Here is a 21,927-nt window from a genome sequence, read left to right on the forward strand (position 1 = left end):
CCTTCCATACGGAGCGCGTCCCAGGGGTGTTCAGATGTCTCGGAAATTGATGCCAGATTCGTGAGGGCTCTGTGTCCTCAACAGCCCCTTTGGTACCGGGAGTTGTGGATCACCCACGGTGGGTGAAGCAGCCCGTCCGGTTTCAGCGGCCGTGGTCGAGATACGCGAGAACCGCCAGCACGCGCCGGTTGTCGTCGTCCGAGACCTCAAGGCCCAGTTTGGCGAAGATGTTCGCGGTGTGCTTGGCGATCGCCCGTTCCGTCACGACCAGTTTCCCGGCGATCGCCGCGTTGGACCGGCCCTGCGCCATCAGCTCCAGCACCTCCAGCTCCCGGGGCGTCAGCCGCGCCAGCGGCCGGTCGCCGCCCGACTGCCGGGCCAGCAGCTGCTGGATGACCTGCGGATCCATCGCCGTACCGCCGGCGGCGACCCGCCGTACGGCGTCCACGAACTGCTCGGCGTCGAACACCCGGTCCTTCAGCAGGTACCCGACCGCGCCGCTGCCGTCGGCGAGCAGCTCGCGCGCGTACAGCTGCTCCACGTGCTGGGAGAGCACCAGCACCGGCAGTCCGGGCCGCCTGCGGCGGGCGTCGAGCGCGCACTGCAGGCCCTCGTCGGTGTGCGTGGGCGGCAGGCGGACGTCGACGACCGCGACGTCCGGGTCCAGCTCGGCCAGCGCGGCGGCCAGTTCGGGCCCGGACTCGACGGCCGCCGCGATCTCGAAGCCGTGCGCCTGGAGCAGCCGGACGAGTCCGTCGCGCAGCAGGAACAGATCTTCGGCGAGGACTACGCGCAAGGGATCTCCATGGTGACCATGGTGGGACCGCCCGCGGGACTGCTGACGGCCAGGACGCCGTCGAATGTACCGAGTCGCCGCTCGACCCCGGCCAGTCCGGAACCGGCCCCGATCACCGCGCCGCCCTTGCCGTTGTCGGTGACGGTCGCCCGCAGCATGCCGTCCGTCCGGTGCAGGTCGACCCAGATCCGGTCCGCGCCGGAGTGCTTGACGGCGTTGGTGAGCACCTCGCTCACGGCGAAGTACGCGGCCGACTCCACGGGCGCCTCCGCCCGCCCGGGCAGGTCCACACTCACCTCGGTCGGCACCGGCAGCCGCAGCGCCAGCGCCCGTACGGCGTCGCCCAGCCCGCGTTCGGCGAGCACCGGCGGGTGGATGCCGCGCACCAGCTCGCGCAGCTCGGTCAGGGCCTCCACCGAGGACTTGCGGGCCTGTGCGATCAGCTCCTTGGCCTGGGCGGGGTCCTTGTCGAGCAGCGCCTCGATGGTGCCCAGGTCCATGCCGACGGCCACGAGCCGGGCCTGGGCCCCGTCGTGCAGGTCCCGCTCGATGCGCCGCAGCTCGGCGGCGGAGGCGTCGACCGCGTCCCGTCGCGTCTCGGTCAGCACCCGCACCCGCTCGGCCAGTTCCCCCTGACCGCTGCCGAGCACGGCCCGGGTGAGCCGGAAGTGGGAGTCCAGCAGGCGCGGCGTGAAGAAGTGCGCGAGGAACAGCAGGACCAGGCCCAGGGCCGCCGCGCCGAAGGCGGACGCCTGGCCCGTCACCGGCACGAACCCGTACCAGTACCCGTCGGGGAAGACCCGCCACAGCCCGAGGGCGAGCGCGAACCCCTCCAGCGGGTAGAGCAGCAGCACGGCCGGCAGCAGCGCGGTGACGAACCCCGCGGTCATGTCGACCGGCAGCCACCTCAGGTCCCGCCAGGTCGCCGGGTCGCGCAGCAGCGCGAAGGTGCGGGTCCAGGGGTTGGCGCCGCCGGGCAGCGGCCGGTACGCCGGGGGTATCCGCACCCCGCCCCACTCCGCCGCGAGCACCCGCCGCCAGTTCGCGAACGCCCGCACCCCCGTCAGGACGTACGGCGTCGTCACGAGCCCGACCCCGATCGGGATGAGGGCGATCGAGACCAGGGACAGGCAGAAGCACAGCACCGCCCCCGGCAGACAGACGAGGGCGAGTGCCAGCCCCCGCACCGCGGCGAGCCCCACGCCCCGCCCCTTCGTACGCCCGTTGCCGCTCTTCGTGTCGATGGTCATGGCGTCAGTCTGGCCGAGCACGGGTGCGGGGGCACGGGGCCGGGACACCCGGTCAGGGGGTGGTGCTACCTACACCTCCGCGGACCCGCCGGCCGCGAGCACCTTCGCCTCCACCTCCGGGTCGAGGCCCTTGCGCGTCCGGTCGGGGCGCTGGGGCGCCGTGCCGCCGATGGCCCGCAGCCAGCTCCAGGTGTCGGCCACGGTCTCCTCGACGGGGCGGCAGCGCAGCCCCGCCGCGACCGCCCGGGAGACGTCCGCGCCGTGCAGGGCGTCGTGCAGGTCGCTGCCCGGCGGCACCCACACCGGCAGCTCGGTCCACGGCTCGATGCCCGCCCGGAGGATCACCTCCGGCTCGGTCCACCGGAGTTCGGCCGCCCCGCCGGTGACCCGCACGCAGGCGTCCAGCAACTCGCCCATGGTGGTGTGTCCCTGAGGGCTCATCAGGTTGTACGGCCCGCTGAGCTGCCGCTCCGCCGCGTTCAGCATCCACTCGGCGAGGTCGCGGACGTCCACGTACTGCAGGGGCAGCTCCCGCGGGCCCGGGGCCAGCACCGGGCCGCCGCGCGCCGTCCGGCCCAGCCACCAGGGCAGCCGGCCGACGTTCTCGTACGGGCCGAGGAGCAGCCCGGCCCGCACGAGCACCGACCGGTCCTCGCCGAAGGCGTCCAGGACGGCCAGTTCACCGCCCCGCTTGTCCTGCGGGTACGCGGTCTGCTCCGCGTCGGCCGACGCCCCCTCCACCACGGGCGCGTCCTCGCCGTACCCGGCGGGCGGGGCCCACGCGTACACCGAGCAGCTCGACACGTACACGTACCGGTGGGCGCGGCCCCGCAGCAGCCGCGCCGCGTCCCGCACCGCGTACGGCGCAGCCGACCAGGTGTCGACGACGACGTCCCACTCGCCGGGGTCCTCGGCGAGGGCGGCCAGCCCGTCGGGCGCGGTGCGGTCGCCGCGCAGCGACCGCACGCCCGGCGGCGCCGCGTGCCGCCCCCGGTGGAAGACGGTCACCTCCCAGCCCCGCGCCAGCGCCGCCTCCACGACGGGCCGCCCCGCGAACTCCGTACCACCCAGCATCAGAAGCCTCATACCGCCGACTCTGCCGGGTGGGGCGGCGCGGCGGAACGAGGCTCTGCTGTCAGCAGACGGCGCGCCGGGTCAGGGGCCCGTCGGCGGCACGTACTTGTAGCCGACGCGGCGCACCGTCCGGATCGTGTCGCGGTGCTCGGCGCCCAGCTTGCGGCGCAGCCGGGCGATGTGGACGTCGACCGTGCGGCCGTCGCCCACGTGCCCGTAGCCCCACACCGTGCCGACCAGCTGGTCGCGGGTGTGCACCCGGCCCGGGTGCGCCACCAGGTGGGCGAGCAGCTCGAACTCCAGGTACGTGAGGTCGAGCGGCCGTCCGGCCACCTCGGCGGTGCGCTGCACGGTGTCGACGCGGATCAGCGGCTCGCCGCCCGGCTCGGCCCCGGCCTCGGGGCCGGTCGCCGCGGGCCGGTCCGGCACCGCCACCGGGAACGGCGGCTGCTGGTCGGCCGGGACGAGCACCAGGTAGCCGATCATCGGCGGCTGCCCGGGCAGCGTCGGCAGGGTGTGCGGGGGAGCCGGAAGCCAGGTGGCACCGGGCGGCAGCAGATCCGCCACGGTCACCACCTCGTCCCGGTCGACGGCACGCAGCCGGTGCCGGGGGCCGTGCGGGGCGGGGGAGTCGAGGGTGGCGGTGGACAGGGAACGAGTGGTCGCCATGAGAGGTCAGCTCTTTTCGCGCGAGAGGTTCGTCAGGGACGTACGCCGTTGCGCGCTGGCCGAAGACCGGGGGGTACGGCTTTAGAGGGCCGGCGCGTTCACCGCGCGGCAACACACCCGGTCGAAGTCGTGGTGCTGACGGGAAGGCCAGAAGGGCTCGAGGTCATGGCGACCCGTCGCGGGGAGCTTCTGGAGGCTGGCCATGCCCCCATTGAAGCAGAAGAAGGCCCTCGGCAGGACCCTCCTCTCACTGCTTGGACGCTTCCCCGGCACACACGCGAGGGGCGCCCACCGTTCCCGGTGGGCGCCCCCTTCACGGAGCTGTGGGGTGGATCAGACCTGGCCGGCCTTCTCCAGGGCCGAGCAGCACGTGTCGACGAGCAGGCGGGTCACCACGTACGGGTCGACGTTGGCGTTGGGACGGCGGTCCTCGATGTAGCCCTTGCCGTCCTTCTCGACCTGCCACGGGATACGGACCGAGGCACCGCGGTTGGAGACGCCGTAGGAGAACTTGTCCCACGGGGCGGTCTCGTGCAGACCGGTCAGGCGGTCGTCGATGCCGGCGCCGTAGTTCTTGACGTGGTCGAGCGGCTTGGAGCCCTCACCGAGCGACTCGCACGCGGTGATGATCGCGTCGTAGCCCTCGCGCATCGCCTTGGTGGAGAAGTTGGTGTGCGCGCCGGCGCCGTTCCAGTCGCCCTTGACCGGCTTCGGGTCGAGGGTGGCGGCGATGTCGAAGTCCTCGGCGGTGCGGTAGAGCAGCCAGCGGGCCACCCACAGCTGGTCCGAGACCTCCAGCGGGGACAGCGGGCCGACCTGGAACTCCCACTGGCCCGGCATGACCTCGGCGTTGATGCCGGAGATGCCGAGGCCGGCCTTCAGGCAGTTGTCGAGGTGGGCCTCGACGACGTCACGGCCGAAGATCTCGTCGGCGCCGACGCCGCAGTAGTAGCCGCCCTGCGGGGCCGGGAAGCCGCCCTTGGGGAAGCCGAGCGGGTAGCCGTCCTTGAAGAAGGTGTACTCCTGCTCGATGCCGAAGATCGGCTCCTGCGCCGCGAACTTCTCCGCGACCTCGGCCAGCGCGGCACGGGTGTTGCTGGGGTGCGGGGTGAAGTCGATGTTCAGCACCTCGCACAGGACCAGCACGTCGTCGCCGCCGCGGATCGGGTCCGGGCAGGTGAAGACCGGCTTCAGCACGCAGTCCGAGGCGTGGCCCTCGGCCTGGTTGGTGGAGGACCCGTCGAAGCCCCAGATCGGCAGCGCGTCGAGACCGGCGGGGGAACCCGCGATGATCTTGGTCTTGGAACGCAGTTTGGCCGTCGGCTCGGTGCCGTCGATCCAGATGTACTCAGCCTTGAAGGTCACGGGCCACATCCTTCGGGGGTGTGTCTGGGCGCGTATCGCGGGTGCTGCGGCGCTGCGGCACTGGGGCGCCGCTGTAGTTGCCCGGCAGCTTGTCAACAGGCGATTTCCCGGCCATTGCTCGAATGTGAACCCCGTGTTACCTGGTGGCGCTATGCCACAGGTCACGCTGTGAGGGTGTTTGCCCGCGGTGAGCGGCCGGTCACCGGCTTCCCTCCGTCAAGCCGGTGACCGCCGCCGCGTGGCCCCGACGTGCCGGTCCCGCCGCCCCTGGCCGGGGGCAGCAGGACCGGTGACACGTACGGGGCGGCGGCCGAGGGGTGGGCCGCCCCCTCAGTGACTCACTCGATCGTCCGGCCTCACCCCACCTTCTCGATCACGGCCCGGCGGATCAGGAACTTGCCGGGCTCACGGACCTGTTCGAAGGCCGCGTTGTTGAGCAGCACACAGCTGCCGGAGACCGAAGTGACCTCCACCGTCGTGGACTTGTCGTTGTCCAGGTTGGTGACCTTCAGCTTCGTGCCGACCGGGAACTGGTTGCTGGACGCGGCAGGCGCACCGCCCTCACCGGAGAGCGTGACGGTGGAGCCGTTGCACACCTGCTGTCCGGAGCCCGCGGCGCCACCGCCGGGGTTCTCCGCGGGCTGCGAGGGCTGCACCGACTCCGCCGGCTGCTGCGACTGGGGCGGCGCCGACTGTGCGGGCTGCGACGGCTGCGCGGTCTGGGAGTCCTGAGCCGACTCCCCGACCACGCACCCCGACGCCTCCTGCTTCCGCTTGATCTCCGCGACGACCGCCTCGCGGTTGGCGATCCGCGCCTCGGACTGCGCGTCGGGGTTGGCCCGCTGGTCCGCGATGAACTTCTGGTTGTTGCCGAGGGCGGTGGCCAGCCCCAGGCAGACCGTCGACTCAGCCGAGGACTTGGGGGTCTGCGCGGCGTTCGACGTGCTCGCCATGACGAAGGCCCCGCCTCCCGCCACCGTCGCCGCGCTCACCAGCAGCGCGAGTTTCTTCTTCGTACCGAGCGTTCTCCTGCGCGACATGCGCGCCTCCTGAAGAGGTAGGGGAGCGTACGCCGCTATGTACGAGATACCGAACGAAGTTACTCAGTGGTTACAGGAGTCAGCTGAGTGACCTGTGCCACACGGGCAGGGCGACCGGCTGTCAGCGTGACAGGGCGTCCCGTACGGCCTCGTCGGTGCGGGCCACCACCGCCGTGCCGTCGTCCGCGGTGATGATCGGGCGCTGGATCAGCTTGGGGTGCTCGGCGAGCGCCTTGATCCACCGGTCGCGCGAACCGGCGTCCCGCGGCCACTCCTTGAGGCCGAGCTCCTTGGCGGCGGCTTCCTGGGTGCGGGTGATGTCCCAGGGTTCGAGCCCGAGGCGGGTGAGGACGCCCCGGATCTCGTCCTCGCTCGGCACGTCCTCCAGGTAGCGGCGGACGGTGTAGTCGGCACCCTCGGCGTCGAGCAGCTGTACCGCGCTGCGGCACTTCGAGCAGGCGGGATTGATCCAGATCTCCATGGGGCCACGGTACGCGCCGCGGGGCCGGTGAGCGCCGCAGGGTCTGTTCGATTTTCCGCAGCCCCACCGGCACCTCGGGGACCTGCCGTGACGCGACGCCAATTCCCTTTTCTACCTGGGTGTTTGCCGCGCTCTGCGGCCTCCCCGTTGTCAGTGCCCGGCGGTAAACTGTAAGCAGTGTTCGAGGGTGGCCGCCGGGGGCGTGGACGTCTCCGGCGGCCACCCGACCGCGACAGGAGGATGCCTGTGCCCGCTGCCGCTCTGACGTCGAAGCCGCTGCCCACCCAGTCCACCGCGAAGCGCCCCGTCCTGCTCGACCTGCCGTACGCGCCCGTGGAGAAGCGGCCGTTGCCGCCGGGCCGGCCGCGCGAGTGGTACGTCACGCACAACCGCCGCCTCAAGGCCATGCGCCTCGCCATCGCCCTGCTCGACTCGGGCGTCTACATGCCGAACCAGGCCCGCAACGAGACGATCCGCACTACGGCGGAGCTGATCGGCGTCCATCCGCCGTCGGACACGACGTGCCACATGGTGCGGGCGCTCATGCGGTACGCGCGCTGACCCGGCCGATCACGAGCGCCGGCCGCCCTGTTCCCACGGGGCGTCCGGCGCTTTGTCCTGTCATGCCGCCCGGTCCGGCGCGGCGAACAGGGGCGGGTTCAGGCGGGCGAAGCCCTCCTGGCGCTCGTAGGGGAAGTAGGGGTACGGCGCCGGGCGGTGGCTCGCCGCGTCGAGCCTCGCCATCTGCTCGGGGGTCAGGGACCAGCCGACCGCCCCGAGGTTCTGGCGCAGCTGCCGCTCGTCGCGGGCGCCGATGATGACGGAGGACACGGTCGGCCGCCGAAGCAGCCAGTTGAGGGCGATCTGCGGCACGGCCCGGCCCGTCTCCGCCGCGATCTCATCCAGCGCGTCCACCACGCCGTAGAGGTGCTCCTCGGTGACGGGCGGGCCGTAGTCGGCGGTGCGGTGCAGGCGGCTGTCGGGCGGGAGTGGGGCCCCGCGGCGGATTCTGCCGGTGAGGCGCCCCCAGCCGAGCGGGCTCCAGACGATCGCGCCGAGGCCCTGGTCCAGGGCGAGCGGCATGAGCTCCCACTCGTAGTCGCGGCCGAGGAGGGAGTAGTACACTTGGTGGGCCGCGTAGCGCGGGTGTCCGTTCCTCTCCGCCGCCGCGAGGGACTTCATCACCTGCCAGCCGGAGAAGTTGGAGACGCCGACGTAGCGCACCTTGCCCGCGCGCACGAGGGTGTCGAGGGTCGCCAGCACCTCCTCGACCGGCGTCCCGGCGTCGAAGGCGTGGAGCTGGAACAGGTCGATGTGGTCGGTGCCGAGCCGGCGCAGGGCCTCCTCACAGGCGGTGATCAGCCGGGAGCGGGAGGAGCCCGCGTCGCCCGGTCCGTCGCCCGTGGGCAGGCTCGTCTTGGTGGAGACGAGCACCTGGTCCCGGCGCCCCTTGATCGCCTCTCCCAGCACCTCCTCGGAGGCGCCGCCGGAGTAGACGTCGGCGGTGTCGAACATCGTGATCCCGGCGTCCAGGCAGATGTCCACCAGGCGGCGTGCCTCCCGCGCGTCGGTCGTGCCCCACGCCCCGAAGAGCGGACCGCGGCCGCCGAAGGTGCCGGCTCCGAAGCTCAGCGCGGGGACCATGAGTCCGGACGCGCCCAATCGCCTGTATTCCATCGGGACCCCTTCTGGTCTGACTAACGGGTCTGTGGTTCCGTTAGTGATGACTAAGGTAGCAGGGGGGAAGCTGCTAATGAAACAGGAGTGCCGTTATGACTGACGGGGTCGAGCCGGGGACCGTACGTCCCGGCGGGCGCACGGCGCGGGTGCGGGAGGCGGTGCTGCGGGCGGCCGAGGACGCCCTGACCGAGCAGGGCTTCACCGGGCTGGACCTGGCCGACGTCGCGCGCCGCGCCCAGGTGGGCAAGACGACCGTCTACCGCCGCTGGGGAACGGTGACGGGCCTGGTGGCCGACCTCTTGCAGGACATGGCCGAGCAGTCGGCGCCGCGCACCGAGACCGGTTCGCTGCTCGGCGACCTGACGGCCAACGCCCGGCTCGTCCAGCGGACCCTGACGGATCCCCGCCAAGGCGCGCTGTTCAAGGCGCTGATCGCCGCCGCCACCGGTGACGTGAAGACGGCCGCGGCACTGCACCGCTTCTACGACATCCGCGTCAGGGAGTGGGCCCCCTGCGTCCGGCAGGCCGTCGAACGGGGTGAGGTGCCCGAGGGCACGGACCCGCACGACGTGATCCGGGCCGTCTCCGCTCCGCTCTACTACCACCTGCTCATCAGTGGCGGCCGACTCGACGAGCCCACGGCCGACCGGGCCGCCGAGGCGGCGGCGATGGCGGCCCGGGCGGGGGTGTTCGTACGGGTCGGGGGGAAGCAGGCGTAGTCGGCGGGTCTTTGGCGGGCGGCGGCCTTCAGCGCACCCAGCCCCGTCAGCGCACGCAGCCCCGCACTCAGCGCCGTCAGCGCACTCAGCCCCGAACTCAGCGCCGTCAGCGCACGCAGCCCCGCACTCAGCCCCGTCTGTGCCGAGCCCGTAAGTACCCCCGGCCCGTCAACCCGTCGCCAGTTCCTTCTCCAGCGGTGTGCGGAAGCGCGGGGTGATTCTGGTCGTCCCCAGCCATCCGCTCAGCCGCTCCGCCGCTGTCTCGATCGCCGTGCGGGCCTCCCGGCCGACGCCCTCCTCGTCGAGGATCCGCCAGGTGATCTCCCCGTCGGGCCGCTGGGCCCAGCCGCCGATCACCCGGCCGTTCCACCACACCGTCGGCCCGACGTTGCCGCTGCGGTCGAACAGCTGCGGCCGCAGCTCCGGCGCCAGGTACCAGTCGCGCTGCTGCCATCCCATCGCCGTCGGGTCGAGACCGGGCAGCAGGGCGGCCCAGGGCTCGTCCGGCGCGGACACCGGGTCGACGTCCTCCCCGGCCACGAACCCCGGGCCCTCGTCCAGCGTCACCGGCCGCGCCCCGCACGCCGCCAGGGCCCTGCGGACGTCCGTCACACGCCACCCCGTCCACCACTTGAGGTCGGCCTCCGTCGCCGGACCGCACGCGGCGAGCCACCGCCCCAGCAGCTCCGCCTGCGCCTCGGCGGCGTCCAGCTCGGGATGCTCGGGGGCCACGGCCCAGCGGAACTGGCTGGACGTCCAGGAGCCGAGCGGCCGACCGCGGACGACCTTGCCCTCGACGCCGAGCACCTTCAGCAGCCGGGTCGAGACCGTGTGCAGACCCTCGTAGCTCTTGCCGGCCGCGTAGACGAACTGCTCGCGCAGCCGGGGCTCGTCCTGGGCGAGTTCGGCGGCCGTCGCCTGCCCACGCCGGGCGAGTGCCGCCAGCGTCGACTCCTCGACCTCCTTCAGCCAGGCCGCGTCCGGCGCCCCGCCCGCGGCCATGTCCTTGAGGAGCGCGGCCCGCTCCCGGGCGGCGACCGCCAGCCCGGTCGAGGCGTGCACGACGGCGGTGAGGCCGGTGGGGAAGACGAACACGGTGTGCCGCATGCCGTGCATCCGCACCAGGGAACGGTCCTCGTACAGCGCGCGTCCGGTCTCGTCCACCGTCTTCGCCGGGTCGGCGAGCCGCGCGCCCACGGCCAGGTACACCGTCGCCGGGTCCGTGCCGTGCAGGGCGACGAGCGCGTCGGCGACCTCCTCGGGCGTCCCCGCCCTGGCCTGTCGGGCCAGCCGCTGCCGCAGCGCGAGCCGCGCCCGCCGCTCCGGCACGCCGATGTACCGCTCCGCCCCCATGCCCGCCTCCACTCGCCGCGTCCTCCGACCCGATCACATCATCGCGGACACCACTGACAATCGACCGCGACCGGCCCGCCGCGCTCCCTCAGCCGTACCGCTCCATCAGCCCCGTCACGTACGTCTCCAGCCGCCCGCCCAGCACCTCCGGAGTCAGGTCGGTCCGCCCCAGTTCCCGCCACGGGCCCGCGAGCTTCGCCGCGTCCGAGGCGTAGGCCAGGGCGTCGAGCAGCCGCCAGTACAAGTGGTCGGGGCCCTCGGCCAGGCGCCTGCCGCCCCGCGCCGCGTAGCGCTCCCCGAAGCCGAGGCCGTACTCCGCGCCGTACAGCAGCGCGAGCGCCGTCGAGCAGTGGGCGACGTCCAGGTCGGCGGGGCCCCAGGAGGTCTCCACCCAGTCGACGACACCGCTGATCCGCAGCCCGGCCCCGGTGCCCGTGAACAGCACGTTCCCGGGGTGGAAGTCCCGGTGCAGGAAACAGCCGTCGTACGGCGGAGGGTCGCGGCGGATCACCTCCACGGCCCGTTCCCACAGCGCGCCTTGTGGCGCGGCCACCCGCTCCGGGGACGTCCAGGCCTGGTACGGTCGCGGCCGCTCCTCGGGAACGACCCGGTGGATCCGGGCCAGCTGAGCCGCCAGCAGGTCCACCCGCGCGTCGAGTTCCCCCTCGTCGACCCGGACCCGCCCCGGCAGCACCGACATCAGCAGGGACGGGTGGTCGCAGTGCTCGCCGGTCGCGTCCACGCCGATCAACTCGGCGGCCGGCACACCCTCCTGCCCCGCCAGCAGCGTGAGGATCCCCGCCTCGCGGGCCAGCAGCCCGGGCGCGTGCCGCCGGAAGAAGGGCTGCACGAAGCTCCGCAGCGCCAGCTCGGTGCCGTCGTCGAGGGTGAGCCGCCGCAGCTGCGCGCTCCAGCCGCCCGTCAGGAAAGTGGACGTGGCGACCGTACGGCCCTCGGGGAGCTGTTCGGCCACCCACGCGCGCGTGGCCGTCCAGCCCTGCTCGCCGAGCCCGGTCAGGACGGCGGAGGCGAACTCCCGCCGGTCGTGGGGACGGTCGCGGAACCACAGGCCCAACCGGTGCTCCGCCTCGGGGAGTTGCCAGTGGGTGAACTGGGCGCGCCGGGCCAGCGCCGCCGAGACGGCCTCGGTCACGGCGGGCGGGATGACCTCGTCCGTGCCCGGCACCGCGAGCACCGCCCGCCCCTCGTACGCCCGCAGCACCTCCAGCGCGGGCGCCGCACGCCAGCTCCCGGGCCGGCGGATGATCGCGCTGAACCGCCCGTCGCCGTCGCCGAACGGCACGTCCCACGCCTCGGCCGCGTACACCGCCGGAGCGCACAGCCCCAGGGCCGCCACCCGGTCCCCGTAGTGCCGGACGAGATCGGCCACGGTCTGGCCGCTCATGCTGAACCCGACCAGGACCAGCGGCCCGTCCACGCGCGCGCGTGCGTCGATGACGGACACGGCCTGCTCGAAGCGGCGGCGCAGGCTCGACTCCCGCAGCGCTCCCGTGCTCTCCCCGTGCCCCGAGAAGTCGAAGGCGAGGGCGCGGCAGCCGAGTGCGGCGAACTCCTCCAGCCACGGCACCAGCCGCTCCTTGCTGCCGTTGCCCGCGCCGTGCAGCAGTACGACGGTCGCCCTGGCCGGTTCACCGCCGCCGACCAGCCCGCTGAGGCGTTCACCGTCGACGTGGTGCGTGAAGGGGATCGGCTCGCTCATACGGCCATTCATTCACGCGGCGCGGGCCCGTGAGCGGCCGATCACAAACCCGGTGCTCCCCACACGGGGAACCAGCGGCCCAGGTCCTGCTCGATCGTCAGGTCGTCGGCGAGCGCGGCCCGCGCCTGGAGCTCCAGCGCGTTGTCGCGCCGCTGCGCCTCGCCGGGCAGGGGCGCGAACGGGTAGAACGTGCCGCGCTTGTAGAGGTAGACCAGCGCGAGCCGCCGCCCCGACCGGTCCCGGAAACCGGCCAGTGAGCACAGCAGTTGGGGGCCGAACCCGTTGACCTCCATCTGGCTGTTGACGGCGTGCAGGTCGTTCACGAGCGACACGAGTTGGTCGGGGGCGCGGTGCGAGACCAGCCAGGAGTAGCCGTAGTCGTCCTGGGTCAGCCGCACCGGCGGGCCGTCGCGGTCGGTGTCGGCGTCCAGCAGGGCCTGCACCTCGCGGTGGGTCTGCTCGAAGGCCGCGCCCTCGACGGTGGCGAAGCACACCGCGCCCTGCCCGGTCGGGGTGAAGCCCGCGGCGGCCTCCAGGGTCACGGCCGCCGACGGCAGCGCGAAGAGCCGGTCGAGATCCGCCTCGACCGGCTTGCTCCGGCCGAGCAGGATGTCCAGCAGCCCCATGCTCCGCTCACACTCCTCCGGGTGACGCCGCCTCGCCCAGCTCGGCGGAGATCCGGCCCAGCTGGTCGAGCCGCTCCTGAAGGCTCGGGTGGGTCGAGAAGAGCCGTGCGATGCCGGGCTCGCGGCCCAGCGCCGGCGTGAAGTAGAACGCGTTGAAGGCCTGGGCCGTGCGCAGGTCCTTCGTCGGGATCCGGGCGATGTCGCCGGAGACCTTGGTGAGCGCGGACGCCAGCGCCGAGGGCCGACCGGTGAGCTGGGCCGCCGCCCGGTCCGCGGCCAGTTCCCGGTACCGCGACAGGGCCCGGATCAGCAGGAAGCTGATCGCGTACACGGCGGCCGACACGCCCATCACCGCGGCGAAGACGGCGGCCGTGTTCTGGTCCCTGCGGCCCCCGCCGAACACCTGCGAGTAGAACGCGAACCGGACGATCAGCCCCGCGAGCACACCCAGGAACGAGGCGACGGTGATCACGGCGACGTCCTTGTGCGCCACGTGGGACAACTCGTGCGCGAGGACGCCCTCCAGCTCGGCCGGCTCCAGTCGCCTGAGCAGCCCGGTCGTCACGCAGACCACGGCGTGGTCGGGGTTCCGCCCGGTCGCGAACGCGTTCGGCATGTCCATATCGGAGACGGCCACCACCGGCTTGGGCATGTCCGCGAGGGCGCACATCCGGTCGATCACCGCGTGCAGCTCGGGGAACTCCTCACGCTCCACGACCCGGCCGCGCATGGCGTACAGCGCGATCCGGTCCGAGAACCAGTACTGCGCGCCGAGCAGCGCCGCCGCGACCACCACGACCAGCACCCACGACTTCAGCAGCACGACCAACGCGGCGACGAACCCCACGTACACCAGACCGAGCAGGAACAGCGTGATCCCCATACGGGTGGTCAACCGCCGGTCACTCCGAAAGCGGCTGTGCATCTGCATCACCCCGCAGCTCACGCACTCGTCCCACTGCCAGTGTGCACCCGGGCCCGCCCATGAACGGGTCGTGATCGCCCCCAGGACCGGCAAAGACGTCAGACGCCGTCGGCGACCGCGTAGCCGGGCACCGACGGCCACCGCACGGTCAGCACCACCGACTCCTCCTCCGCGCACCACGAGTGGTCGACTCCGCGCCCCCACACCACGTAGTCACCCTGCTGCTCCAGGAGAACACTGCGCCCGGGGAGTTCGACGCGGAAACGCCCGCTGATCAGGACCAGGAGCGCCGTCCGCTCCTCACCCCGCACCCACCGCGAACGCTCGTCGCCCCGCGGGTGCACCCCCCACTTGATCTCCACGGCCTCACTGTGGCGCGGATCCCCGACGCCCTTGAAATGCCCCAGCAGCCATCCCCGGTCGAGCGCCGCGTCCCGCCCCGCGTTGCCCACGTACACGCTGTCGTCCACGCGGCGGGACACTCCCTAGTACGGCGCCCGGAAGTTGATCCACCCGAGCAGCAGGATCACTGCGGCCACGCAGCCGAGCACCACGGCCGTCGACACCCACGACGAGCGGGACCCGCGCCGGCCGCGCGACCTGTGGTCGGGCTCGGGCCGGAAGGGCACAGGCCCGGGAGGATTGTGCTTCCAGCGCGCGGCGAGCATACGGGCCCGCGCCGAGGGCTCCTTGTGCTCGGCGCTGTCGGCCCATCTGAGGTCGAACTCGCGCTGATTCTCGTCCTGCTCGGACATCCCCGTTCCCTCTCTCGAACAACAGTGTCAGCTTCAATGATCCCGCGACTGTGTCTCGTCTGTGAAGCCGGATTCCTCGGTACCACCGGCTTCGCCACCCAGTTCCCGGCGTACCTCACGCCAGGCCCGGATGATCTGCGGCAGCCTCGCCAGCACCTCGCTGACCTGCGCCAACAGCAGCGTCACGCAGCCGAACGCGGCGAGGATGGCCAGGCTGATGTCGTCCCACTCCATGAGGCGCCCCTCAGCCGAACACGGAACGGCCGGCGATCCAGTCCAGCGCGGCCGTGCCCAGCCGGTCGGGCGCTTCGAGCAGCGCGGCCTCGACCGCCTCGAGGTCGGAGAGCGCTTCGGGCGCGTCGGAGCGGTCCAGTGCCCTGAGGTGCTCCATCGCCGAGGCGACGGCCGCGGGCCAGCCCGGCATGCCGAAGTGGCCGGAGTTCTTGAACACGGCCGAAGCGGCTCGGTGGAGCAGCGCCGCCCGCCAGCCCTGTTCGCGCAGGACCTTCGACGTGAACCAGACCCGGTCGTCGACGTGCCGGACGAACTCCTCGGTGGGCTCGCCGGCTGCCCGCAGGGTGAAGCGCGAACCGCCCGCCCACGGCAGGTCCACGTCGGAGGCGACGGCCTGGAAGGCGAGCAGTGCCTCGGGGCCGTCCTCCCGCGCGGCGAGCAACGCCGTCCTGGCCCTGCGGTACAGATCGACGCTCTGCGCAAAGATCTCCCCGTCGCTCGGTCCTCCGGCGGCGAAGTGGATCTCGTCCAGCGGCCCGTCCCGCCAAGCGTCGGCGACCAGACCGACCGCCGCCGCGCTGACGAGTACCTCCGCGTCGTCCGTGTCGATACCGGAGTGCGCCAACACTCCGGCGAGTTCGCTCACGTCGGCGGCCGGTTTCTCCCCCGTGGTGGCCGGACGGTCGTGCGGCGGGCCCGCGCGCTCCACGACGACCCCGTGCTCCGCCAGGTCCTCGAAGACCGCGTCCGGACCGCAGTCGATGTGCTCGGTCTCGTGCCGCCCCGAGCAGTCCTGCGGACACCCCCACTCCGCGCACAGCTCTGGCTCCTCGCGCGCGGCCTGGTCGATCACGTGATAGGCCAGCCGGTCTGCCACCGCCTCCCTCGCCGAGGTCATCTCCAGCAGCAACCGGAACTCGCCGTCGCGCACCCCGGTGTCCTCGGGATCCACGGAGGCCGGCGGCTCGGGCGGGTCGTCTGTAGCCCAGGCGTACGCCGACTCCAGCGACACCAGGAGCCAGGCGATCCGCAACGGCGCGACGTCCGCGTCCCCGGCGAGCCGGGTCACGGCCTCTGCGGCTTCACGCACGCTCTCGACCCCGGCCACGTACCGCTCCCGTGCCCGCTCCCACGCGGCACCCTCCACCCGGGCCCGCTCGGCGTCCTGCACGAGCGCCACGTCCCGCGATCTCCGCGCCCGCGCCACCAGGCGGGTCAGACAGGGACGGCACCCGAACAGTCCGGACGTCGGCGTCGGACCGAGTGGCACCGGCGCCAGTTCCTCGCCGAACGGCTCGGCACACAGACAGCATTCCAGGGCACCGACCTGACGAGAGGTGGGAACGGTGGGCAGCGCCGCGCGGATCGTGGCGCGGGCGTAGGCGGGGATGTGCATGGTCGGCAACTCCTCGGACGAGGCGCTCCATCGGCGCCTTTTCCATGCTCACCTCGCCGGTCGGCCGCGAGTCACGGTTTGGCGGACGGGACGGCGAACTTGACGAAAGCTGGCTCCGCTCTGGCCTGCGCCTTCTACGGTGTTGGCGAAAGTTGACACCGAGTGGAAGGACTTCAGTTGGCCATTCCCACTGCCACGCCGCAGCCGTCAGGCCCGCACGGCGAGTTGGTCGAGTCCCTGCGGGAACTGCGCCGCGCTGCAGGCGAGTTGAGCTTTCGCAAGATCAGCACGCTCATCCGTGACCGTGACGACCGACTGTCGGCGGCCAGCCACGAGAGCGTGCGGTCGGCGCTCAACGGGAGACGTGTGCCGCGCTGGGAAACCGTCCACGACATCGTGATGGTCCTGGCCGGCCTGTGCAGCCCGCCTCGGGACGCGGAGGCCGAGACGGCCAGGTTCCTGCCGTTGTGGCGTGCGATCCACGAAGGGGAATCGGGCGCCCTGAAGTCGTTCCAGGAGCTCCTCCACGGCGGCTGGGGAGGTGAGGACGGCAGATGGACTCCGGAACTGGTCATGGGCGCGTTGATCAATCCCTTCAACGCCATCGAGATCCATCCGTCGCTCGCCGTTCCGCACAAGCCCCTGGTGTCGGAGGACGACTGGGTCCGGCTGATGGTGAAGCACATCGAGGAGCAGGGAGCCGAACACGCGCTGCGCGTCCTGCTGCACATGCTCAAGGGCGACTACGTGGGGGCGGAGGAGGGCGCGCCGTACGGCTACTCCAACCCCGACCGGGAGGCGATGGAGGCCTTCGCAGCGTTCCGGTACGGCTGTCAGGAGATCCTCCGGCGCCTTCGCCACGAACCCAACCTCCTCGCTGAGTCGATCCTTGCCATGCGCGCCGACGAGACGATGGACCGCGACGACCGGGCCGAGCTGCTGGAGTCCGAGTCGGACATGAGCCTCATGCGCGAAGTGATGATCGTGACTCCCGACACCTGGGGCGAGGTCTCGGAGGAGGCGCAGCACATGGTCTTCGGATACCTGATCAAGTCGATCAGCCCAGTGGGTCCGCTGGGCCTTCCCGACGCCGAGAGGTTCCGGATCGTCTGGCGCGTGCCGGAACCATCGACCGAGTGAGCCGGAACCGGCCTGCGCCCACGGGCTCAAGGCTGATGGCGGCCGCAACTGTTCGGATCAATTCCCGCGTCGCCCTGTCGCAGCCTTCCGGAGGTACGGGCTCCGGAAGCGCTCGAACCAGTATCGCGTCCACCGCTCCATTCCTGCCGTACCTGACGCCAGGCCCGGATGATCTGCGGCAGTCTCGACAACACGTCGCTGATCTGAGCCAGCAGGAGCGAGACGGCTCCGAAGAACGCCAGGATCAGGAGGAGGAGATCATCCCAGGACATCAGTGACTCCTCGTTTCCAGACGCTGGACCGACGCACGACGCCCGGTAAAAGCCTGCGCGTCGAGGCTTTTCGCAGGTAGCACCCTGTCGAGCCACTTCAGGGGGGAGCCAATGCTCTTAAGCGTGGTACGGGCATCGGAGCCGTACACGGCATGTCCGTGGCGGAAGCGCAGTTGCAGGCCGCCGAGAGGCAGTTCGCGGTGAGTCAGATGGTAGGTGCACTGGCGGAGGTACAAGCGATCGCCCGGGTCCCTGGGTTCGTCGCAGGAGCAGTGATGGCGATCGATGCGAAGCGCCGGCCCCCAGACAGGGTCCATGAGCCTTCCCAGGAAGTCGTCGTGTCCGGGTGGGACATCGAGGACCGTGTCCAGCTCGAAGATCCACTCGTCACCCGTGATCCATGAGCGGGTGGAGTAGGCGGTGCTCGACGTGTGGAAGAGCGCGATGCGGCGCAGCAGCGCGGATCCGAGCCAGTCGAGGTCCCGCTCGGCCCTCCACCACTCGTTGTTGAGGTCGGCTTCTTCGTAATCCGTCAGCGTGGCGCTTTGCCACAGTGGTGGGAACCCTGCTTCCTCGTAACGCCGCCACCGTTCGTCGAGCAGTTCTTCCCAGCGTGTGCCGGGAACGCCCCTGAGAACGACGCGGGAGGAACTGCCGCTCAGGGTCAGGTGGAGGTCTGCTCCCTCGATGCCAGCCACGCGGAGACCGATGACCCCGGTCACCTGAACACCTGGCTCCGCACTGGGGAGCAGCCTGTCCAGGGCATGGGCACTGCGCGGGTACAGCGTTCCGTTTCTAAACGTAGTGTGACCGTCGAGCTGCACCAGAGCCGAGTCGGATGCTGGGCGCACATGAGCGATGCCGAGGGGGTGGGGCCACCACTGTCCGCCGGTGCCCAGTTTGGCCATGACTTCTGCTTCGAGGTGCGCCTGAGCCCCGCTGGCGCCCGGGACGGGGCGTCGGTTGTCGCCGCCCTGCATCGCATTCCGAGTCACCTGGAATGGCTCACCGGTGTACATCTGTCGCGTACGGGCCAACTTGGTGAGACGTCCACCCCTGGTCATCGCATGATCCGTCCCCGAACGCCGCCGCCCCTCAGCATTCGACAACTGATCTGCGCGCCCACGACGAGGGCGGCGGCGGACAGTGCCATCCAAAGACAGGTGGGGCTATGGCTCCTTCATCCACAACGACCCTGCAACGGGGCGGCGCAGGACCGGGATCGGCCACCTGACGGCCGTCCCTCAGTTTGCCTGACAGAAGGAATTGCTCACAAGGGGGGTGCCCGAGAGGGGAGACGGCTTACCGGCCGGTCTCGGCGCACGCCGAGTCGCTGTGCGACACGACCCTGATGCGGGCGTCCTCCAGACGGATGCTGGTCTTCTGCTTGGCGGCGGGGTCCCAGAACTCGACCCGGTCACCGGATTGCCCGAAGATCAACACTGGACTGCTGCGGGAAGGCGGCGTTCCGTAATACGGCGCTTCACGGGAGGTCGGCTCCACGCACGCGTACTCGGCGCTGACGCCGAAGTACTCCGGGATGTCACGGCCCGTAGCGGCGAGCGCGCGGTTCTCGGCGCCACTGCTCGCCGCCGTCTGGAGGATCAACAGGCTGAACACCATGCCCATGCCGATGCCCAGGGTCGTCGCGGGCGCCCAGGACAGCCACGGTCCCCGGACTCGCAGGGAGGGAGCCAGGAACCGCATCCACCCCAGGTACGCCACTGGCAGCAGAGCGCTGGCGATGAACACACACAGCACCCAGAGCCCCGCCTGAATGCTGCCCAGCCCGTCACCTCCGGGCGTGGGGCGCACCCCGAAGGGCGACAAGTACGCCCGCTGGACGAGTGCCCCGAGCCAGGGCACCAAGGGAACTGCGAGGGGAACGGCCAGTGGGATGAGCCACGGAAGGGCGCGATGCGTGGGGGTACGCCGCACCGCCAGGAGTGTTCCGCCCAGCAGGTAGCTCCCGGTCAGGACTATGAGCGGAGCGCCGATTCGTGGACTGTCCGCGCCGATCGCGGGCCAGAGCCCGGCGCCGAGCAAGCAGATCACTGTCCCGGTGAAGACAAGGGCCAGGAAGGCCACAGCGTGCCAGCCCCGGGACGCCGACGGTCTGCCGACCTCGTGGATCTCTGGGTCCAGCCGCCGCATCGGCAACGAGTGGTGCCCAAACTCTGCCCGGGCAGCGCGTCGGGTACGTGCCAGACGGCGCGGCCGGGGTTCGTCGAGCTCTGTCGGTACGCGGACCAGCCGGACCGTGCCCGCGTGCGGATCGTGATCGCCGGTCCGGGCGGCCATGTGGAGCGCGTGGCGGATGCGCCGACTCACTGTTCTCCGCCTGCCGCGCAAGTGCCATTCGATCTGCGGCCGGTGAATCCGCTCGACGAGGGTGGCATCGCGGCAGTGGAGGGACAGCTCGGTATTCTGGGCCAGCGTGTCCAAGGTGGAGACCGCCTGTTCGACTGCTGTCTCACGAACTCCGCGGATCCGGACCTCGATCACGCGCAGCGTCCAGTTCGCGTCGATGGTCACAGCGGTCTCCTCGGCCAACGGCTCGCGTATGGGCCAGCCCATTGCCTCGCACACCTGCTGTAGCAGGTCCAACTCTTCAGGACGGTCCAGGACTGCTGCGACGACGTGGACACGGCGATTGAAGGGCAGCCCGGCTGGGCCCACAGGCCCGGGGGCCGGCTGCGAGGTCGAATCCTGGCGGTCCGGGCCCGGTGAGGAACTCGGCGTGATCATGAGTCAATACTGCCGCCACAGCCCGTGAGATTTCTGCAGCGCCTGGTCGAATGCCCGAGGGCCGCTGCCCCATGGTCGGGGTAGCGGCCCTCGTCACGTCATTGGCGTCGAATCGGAGTGTGTTCACAGGCTCACGGCCCAGAACCCTCGACACCGCTTCTTAGACGTCGAAGTACAGCTCGAACTCGTGCGGGTGCGGACGCAGCTGCAGCGGCGCGATCTCGTTCGTGCGCTTGTAGTCGATCCACGTCTCGATCAGGTCCGGCGTGAACACGTCGCCCTGGAGGAGGAACTCGTGGTCGGCCTCGAGGGAGTCGAGGACGGCCGGGAGCGAGGTCGGGACCTGCGGGACGCCCGCGTGCTCCTCGGGAGCCAGCTCGTACAGGTCCTTGTCGATCGGCTCGGCCGGCTCGATCTTGTTCTTGATGCCGTCCAGGCCCGCGAGCAGCAGCGCCGAGAAGGCCAGGTACGGGTTGCCGGAGGAGTCGGGCGCGCGGAACTCGACGCGCTTGGCCTTCGGGTTCGAGCCCGTGATCGGGATACGCATCGCGGCGGAGCGGTTGCGCTGCGAGTAGACCAGGTTGACCGGGGCCTCGAAGCCGGGGACCAGGCGGTGGTACGAGTTCACCGTCGGGTTGGTGAAGGCCAGCAGCGACGGGGCGTGCTTGAGGATGCCGCCGATGTAGTAGCGGGCGGTGTCCGACAGGCCCGCGTAACCGGCCTCGTCGTAGAAGAGCGGGGAGCCGCCCGACCACAGCGACTGGTGGACGTGCATGCCCGAGCCGTTGTCACCGAAGATCGGCTTCGGCATGAAGGTCGCGGTCTTGCCGTTCTTCCACGCCACGTTCTTCACGATGTACTTGAAGAGCTGGAGGTCGTCGGCGGCGGCGAGCAGCGTGTTGAACTTGTAGTTGATCTCGGCCTGGCCGGCGGTGCCCACCTCGTGGTGCTGGCGCTCGACCTTCAGGCCGGCCCGCTCCAGCTCCAGGGAGATCTCGGCACGCAGGTCGGCGAAGTGGTCGACCGGCGGGACCGGGAAGTAGCCGCCCTTGTAGCGGACCTTGTAACCACGGTTGTCCTCCAGGGCGCCGGTGTTCCAGGCACCCGCCTCGGAGTCGATGTGGTAGAAGGACTCGTTCGCGCTGGTCGCGAAGCGGACGGAGTCGAAGACGTAGAACTCGGCCTCGGGACCGAAGTACGCCGTGTCGGCGATCCCGGTGGAGGCGAGGTAGGCCTCGGCCTTCTTCGCCACGTTGCGCGGGTCACGGGAGTACTGCTCGCCCGTGATCGGGTCGTGGATGAAGAAGTTGATGTTCAGCGTCTTGTCACGGCGGAACGGGTCGACCCGGGCGGTCGACAGGTCCGCGCGCAGCGCCATGTCGGACTCGTGAATGGCCTGGAAACCCCGGATCGAGGATCCGTCGAAGGCGAGCTCGTCGTCCGGGTCGAACGCGTCGACAGGCACCGTGAAGTGCTGCATCACGCCCGGGAGGTCGCAGAAGCGGACGTCGATGAACTTGACGTCCTCGTCCGCGATGAACTTCTTGGCCTCGTCGGCGTTCTGGAACATCCAGCTCCTCCTACTCCCGACCGTCCCGCCGGGGTGGTAGTTCGTTCGTGCGGCCAGTGCGGGTGGCACACGCTGACCTCGACCCTAGGGACGGGTGATTTCTCTGGCGTGACC

23 protein-coding genes are annotated in these 21,927 nt (G+C 71.1%); 3 read left to right on the forward strand and 20 right to left on the reverse strand.

Annotation, left to right across the window (positions count from 1 at the left end; genetic code table 11):
- Positions 1-142: 142 nt before the first annotated feature.
- The 7 genes from ACSUPV_RS29370 to ACSUPV_RS29400 all read right to left on the reverse strand — a co-directional run bounded on the left by ACSUPV_RS29370 (position 143) and on the right by ACSUPV_RS29400 (position 6,675).
- Positions 143-796, reverse strand: a complete 654-nt coding sequence (locus ACSUPV_RS29370; protein ID WP_031113980.1) for a response regulator transcription factor — start codon at positions 794-796, stop codon at positions 143-145.
- Entirely contained in the window at positions 787-2,046 is a 1,260-nt protein-coding gene (locus ACSUPV_RS29375) for a sensor histidine kinase (protein WP_359790621.1), read from the reverse strand. The genes ACSUPV_RS29370 and ACSUPV_RS29375 overlap by 10 nt, the downstream gene beginning before the upstream one ends.
- Before the next feature lie 69 nt (positions 2,047-2,115).
- Complete coding sequence (locus ACSUPV_RS29380; RefSeq protein ID WP_031113985.1) at positions 2,116-3,132, reverse strand: NAD-dependent epimerase/dehydratase family protein; 1,017 nt, start codon at positions 3,130-3,132, stop codon at positions 2,116-2,118.
- A 69-nt stretch (positions 3,133-3,201) separates the two neighbouring features.
- Positions 3,202-3,789 (reverse strand): winged helix-turn-helix domain-containing protein, encoded by a 588-nt coding sequence (locus ACSUPV_RS29385; RefSeq protein WP_037763212.1) that lies wholly within the window; start codon positions 3,787-3,789, stop codon positions 3,202-3,204.
- A gap of 333 nt (positions 3,790-4,122) precedes the next feature.
- Entirely contained in the window at positions 4,123-5,154 is a 1,032-nt protein-coding gene (gene glnII / locus ACSUPV_RS29390) for a glutamine synthetase (RefSeq protein ID WP_037763218.1), read from the reverse strand.
- Between the two features lie 356 nt (positions 5,155-5,510).
- Positions 5,511-6,194, reverse strand: a complete 684-nt coding sequence (locus ACSUPV_RS29395) for a hypothetical protein (RefSeq protein ID WP_037763221.1) — start codon at positions 6,192-6,194, stop codon at positions 5,511-5,513.
- A 121-nt stretch (positions 6,195-6,315) separates the two neighbouring features.
- Positions 6,316-6,675, reverse strand: a complete 360-nt coding sequence (locus ACSUPV_RS29400) for an arsenate reductase family protein (RefSeq protein WP_031113991.1) — start codon at positions 6,673-6,675, stop codon at positions 6,316-6,318.
- A 246-nt stretch (positions 6,676-6,921) separates the two neighbouring features.
- On the opposite strand from ACSUPV_RS29400, the gene ACSUPV_RS29405 reads away from it, so the two are divergent.
- Positions 6,922-7,236, forward strand: a complete 315-nt coding sequence (locus ACSUPV_RS29405) for a hypothetical protein (RefSeq protein WP_382611275.1) — start codon at positions 6,922-6,924, stop codon at positions 7,234-7,236.
- Between the two features lie 60 nt (positions 7,237-7,296).
- On the opposite strand, the gene ACSUPV_RS29410 is transcribed toward ACSUPV_RS29405, so the two are convergent.
- Positions 7,297-8,352, reverse strand: a complete 1,056-nt coding sequence (locus tag ACSUPV_RS29410) for an aldo/keto reductase (protein ID WP_031113994.1) — start codon at positions 8,350-8,352, stop codon at positions 7,297-7,299.
- A 95-nt stretch (positions 8,353-8,447) separates the two neighbouring features.
- On the opposite strand from ACSUPV_RS29410, the gene ACSUPV_RS29415 reads away from it, so the two are divergent.
- Positions 8,448-9,074 (forward strand): TetR/AcrR family transcriptional regulator, encoded by a 627-nt coding sequence (locus ACSUPV_RS29415; protein WP_031113995.1) that lies wholly within the window; start codon positions 8,448-8,450, stop codon positions 9,072-9,074.
- A 168-nt stretch (positions 9,075-9,242) separates the two neighbouring features.
- Here the strand turns inward: ACSUPV_RS29415 and ACSUPV_RS29420 are convergent, their stop codons facing one another.
- The 8 genes from ACSUPV_RS29420 to ACSUPV_RS29455 form a co-directional block, all read right to left on the reverse strand.
- Positions 9,243-10,427 (reverse strand): winged helix DNA-binding domain-containing protein, encoded by a 1,185-nt coding sequence (locus ACSUPV_RS29420; RefSeq protein ID WP_037763320.1) that lies wholly within the window; start codon positions 10,425-10,427, stop codon positions 9,243-9,245.
- A gap of 88 nt (positions 10,428-10,515) precedes the next feature.
- A complete protein-coding gene (locus ACSUPV_RS29425; RefSeq protein WP_436948881.1) occupies positions 10,516-12,147 on the reverse strand; it encodes an alpha/beta fold hydrolase in 1,632 nt (543 codons plus the stop codon).
- Between the two features lie 41 nt (positions 12,148-12,188).
- Complete coding sequence (gene pspAB, locus ACSUPV_RS29430; protein ID WP_031113998.1) at positions 12,189-12,773, reverse strand: PspA-associated protein PspAB; 585 nt, start codon at positions 12,771-12,773, stop codon at positions 12,189-12,191.
- A 7-nt stretch (positions 12,774-12,780) separates the two neighbouring features.
- Positions 12,781-13,698, reverse strand: coding sequence for a zinc metalloprotease HtpX (gene htpX / locus ACSUPV_RS29435; RefSeq protein WP_359795016.1), 918 nt, complete (start codon positions 13,696-13,698; stop codon positions 12,781-12,783).
- A 98-nt stretch (positions 13,699-13,796) separates the two neighbouring features.
- A complete protein-coding gene (locus tag ACSUPV_RS29440; protein ID WP_037763240.1) occupies positions 13,797-14,168 on the reverse strand; it encodes a hypothetical protein in 372 nt (123 codons plus the stop codon).
- Positions 14,169-14,183: 15 nt separating this feature from the next.
- Positions 14,184-14,453, reverse strand: coding sequence for a hypothetical protein (locus ACSUPV_RS29445; protein ID WP_436948882.1), 270 nt, complete (start codon positions 14,451-14,453; stop codon positions 14,184-14,186).
- 33 nt (positions 14,454-14,486) lie between these two features.
- A complete protein-coding gene (locus tag ACSUPV_RS29450; RefSeq protein ID WP_436948883.1) occupies positions 14,487-14,687 on the reverse strand; it encodes a hypothetical protein in 201 nt (66 codons plus the stop codon).
- Positions 14,688-14,697: 10 nt separating this feature from the next.
- On the reverse strand, positions 14,698-16,083 hold the full coding sequence (locus ACSUPV_RS29455; RefSeq protein WP_436948884.1) for a hypothetical protein: 1,386 nt from the start codon (positions 16,081-16,083) through the stop codon (positions 14,698-14,700).
- A 177-nt stretch (positions 16,084-16,260) separates the two neighbouring features.
- Here ACSUPV_RS29455 and ACSUPV_RS29460 point away from each other — a divergent pair, with 177 nt between their 5' ends.
- Complete coding sequence (locus ACSUPV_RS29460) at positions 16,261-17,223, forward strand: hypothetical protein (protein ID WP_436948885.1); 963 nt, start codon at positions 16,261-16,263, stop codon at positions 17,221-17,223.
- 26 nt (positions 17,224-17,249) lie between these two features.
- On the opposite strand, the gene ACSUPV_RS29465 is transcribed toward ACSUPV_RS29460, so the two are convergent.
- The 4 genes from ACSUPV_RS29465 to glnA all read right to left on the reverse strand — a co-directional run bounded on the left by ACSUPV_RS29465 (position 17,250) and on the right by glnA (position 21,813).
- A complete protein-coding gene (locus ACSUPV_RS29465; RefSeq protein ID WP_436948886.1) occupies positions 17,250-17,495 on the reverse strand; it encodes a hypothetical protein in 246 nt (81 codons plus the stop codon).
- The gene (locus tag ACSUPV_RS29470) at positions 17,495-18,217 is read right to left on the reverse strand and encodes a hypothetical protein (RefSeq protein ID WP_436948887.1); all 723 of its coding nucleotides are present in this window, start codon (positions 18,215-18,217) and stop codon (positions 17,495-17,497) included. The genes ACSUPV_RS29465 and ACSUPV_RS29470 overlap by 1 nt, the downstream gene beginning before the upstream one ends.
- Before the next feature lie 580 nt (positions 18,218-18,797).
- The gene (locus ACSUPV_RS29475; protein WP_436948888.1) at positions 18,798-20,030 is read right to left on the reverse strand and encodes a hypothetical protein; all 1,233 of its coding nucleotides are present in this window, start codon (positions 20,028-20,030) and stop codon (positions 18,798-18,800) included.
- 373 nt (positions 20,031-20,403) lie between these two features.
- Positions 20,404-21,813: a type I glutamate--ammonia ligase gene (gene glnA, locus ACSUPV_RS29480; RefSeq protein WP_031114004.1), complete on the reverse strand. Its 1,410-nt coding sequence runs from the start codon at positions 21,811-21,813 to the stop codon at positions 20,404-20,406.
- Positions 21,814-21,927: the final 114 nt, after the last annotated feature.

Origin of the sequence: Streptomyces sp. SudanB52_2052 (genome assembly GCF_964272415.1) — a bacterium.
Classification (GTDB): domain Bacteria; phylum Actinomycetota; class Actinomycetes; order Streptomycetales; family Streptomycetaceae; genus Streptomyces; species Streptomyces olindensis.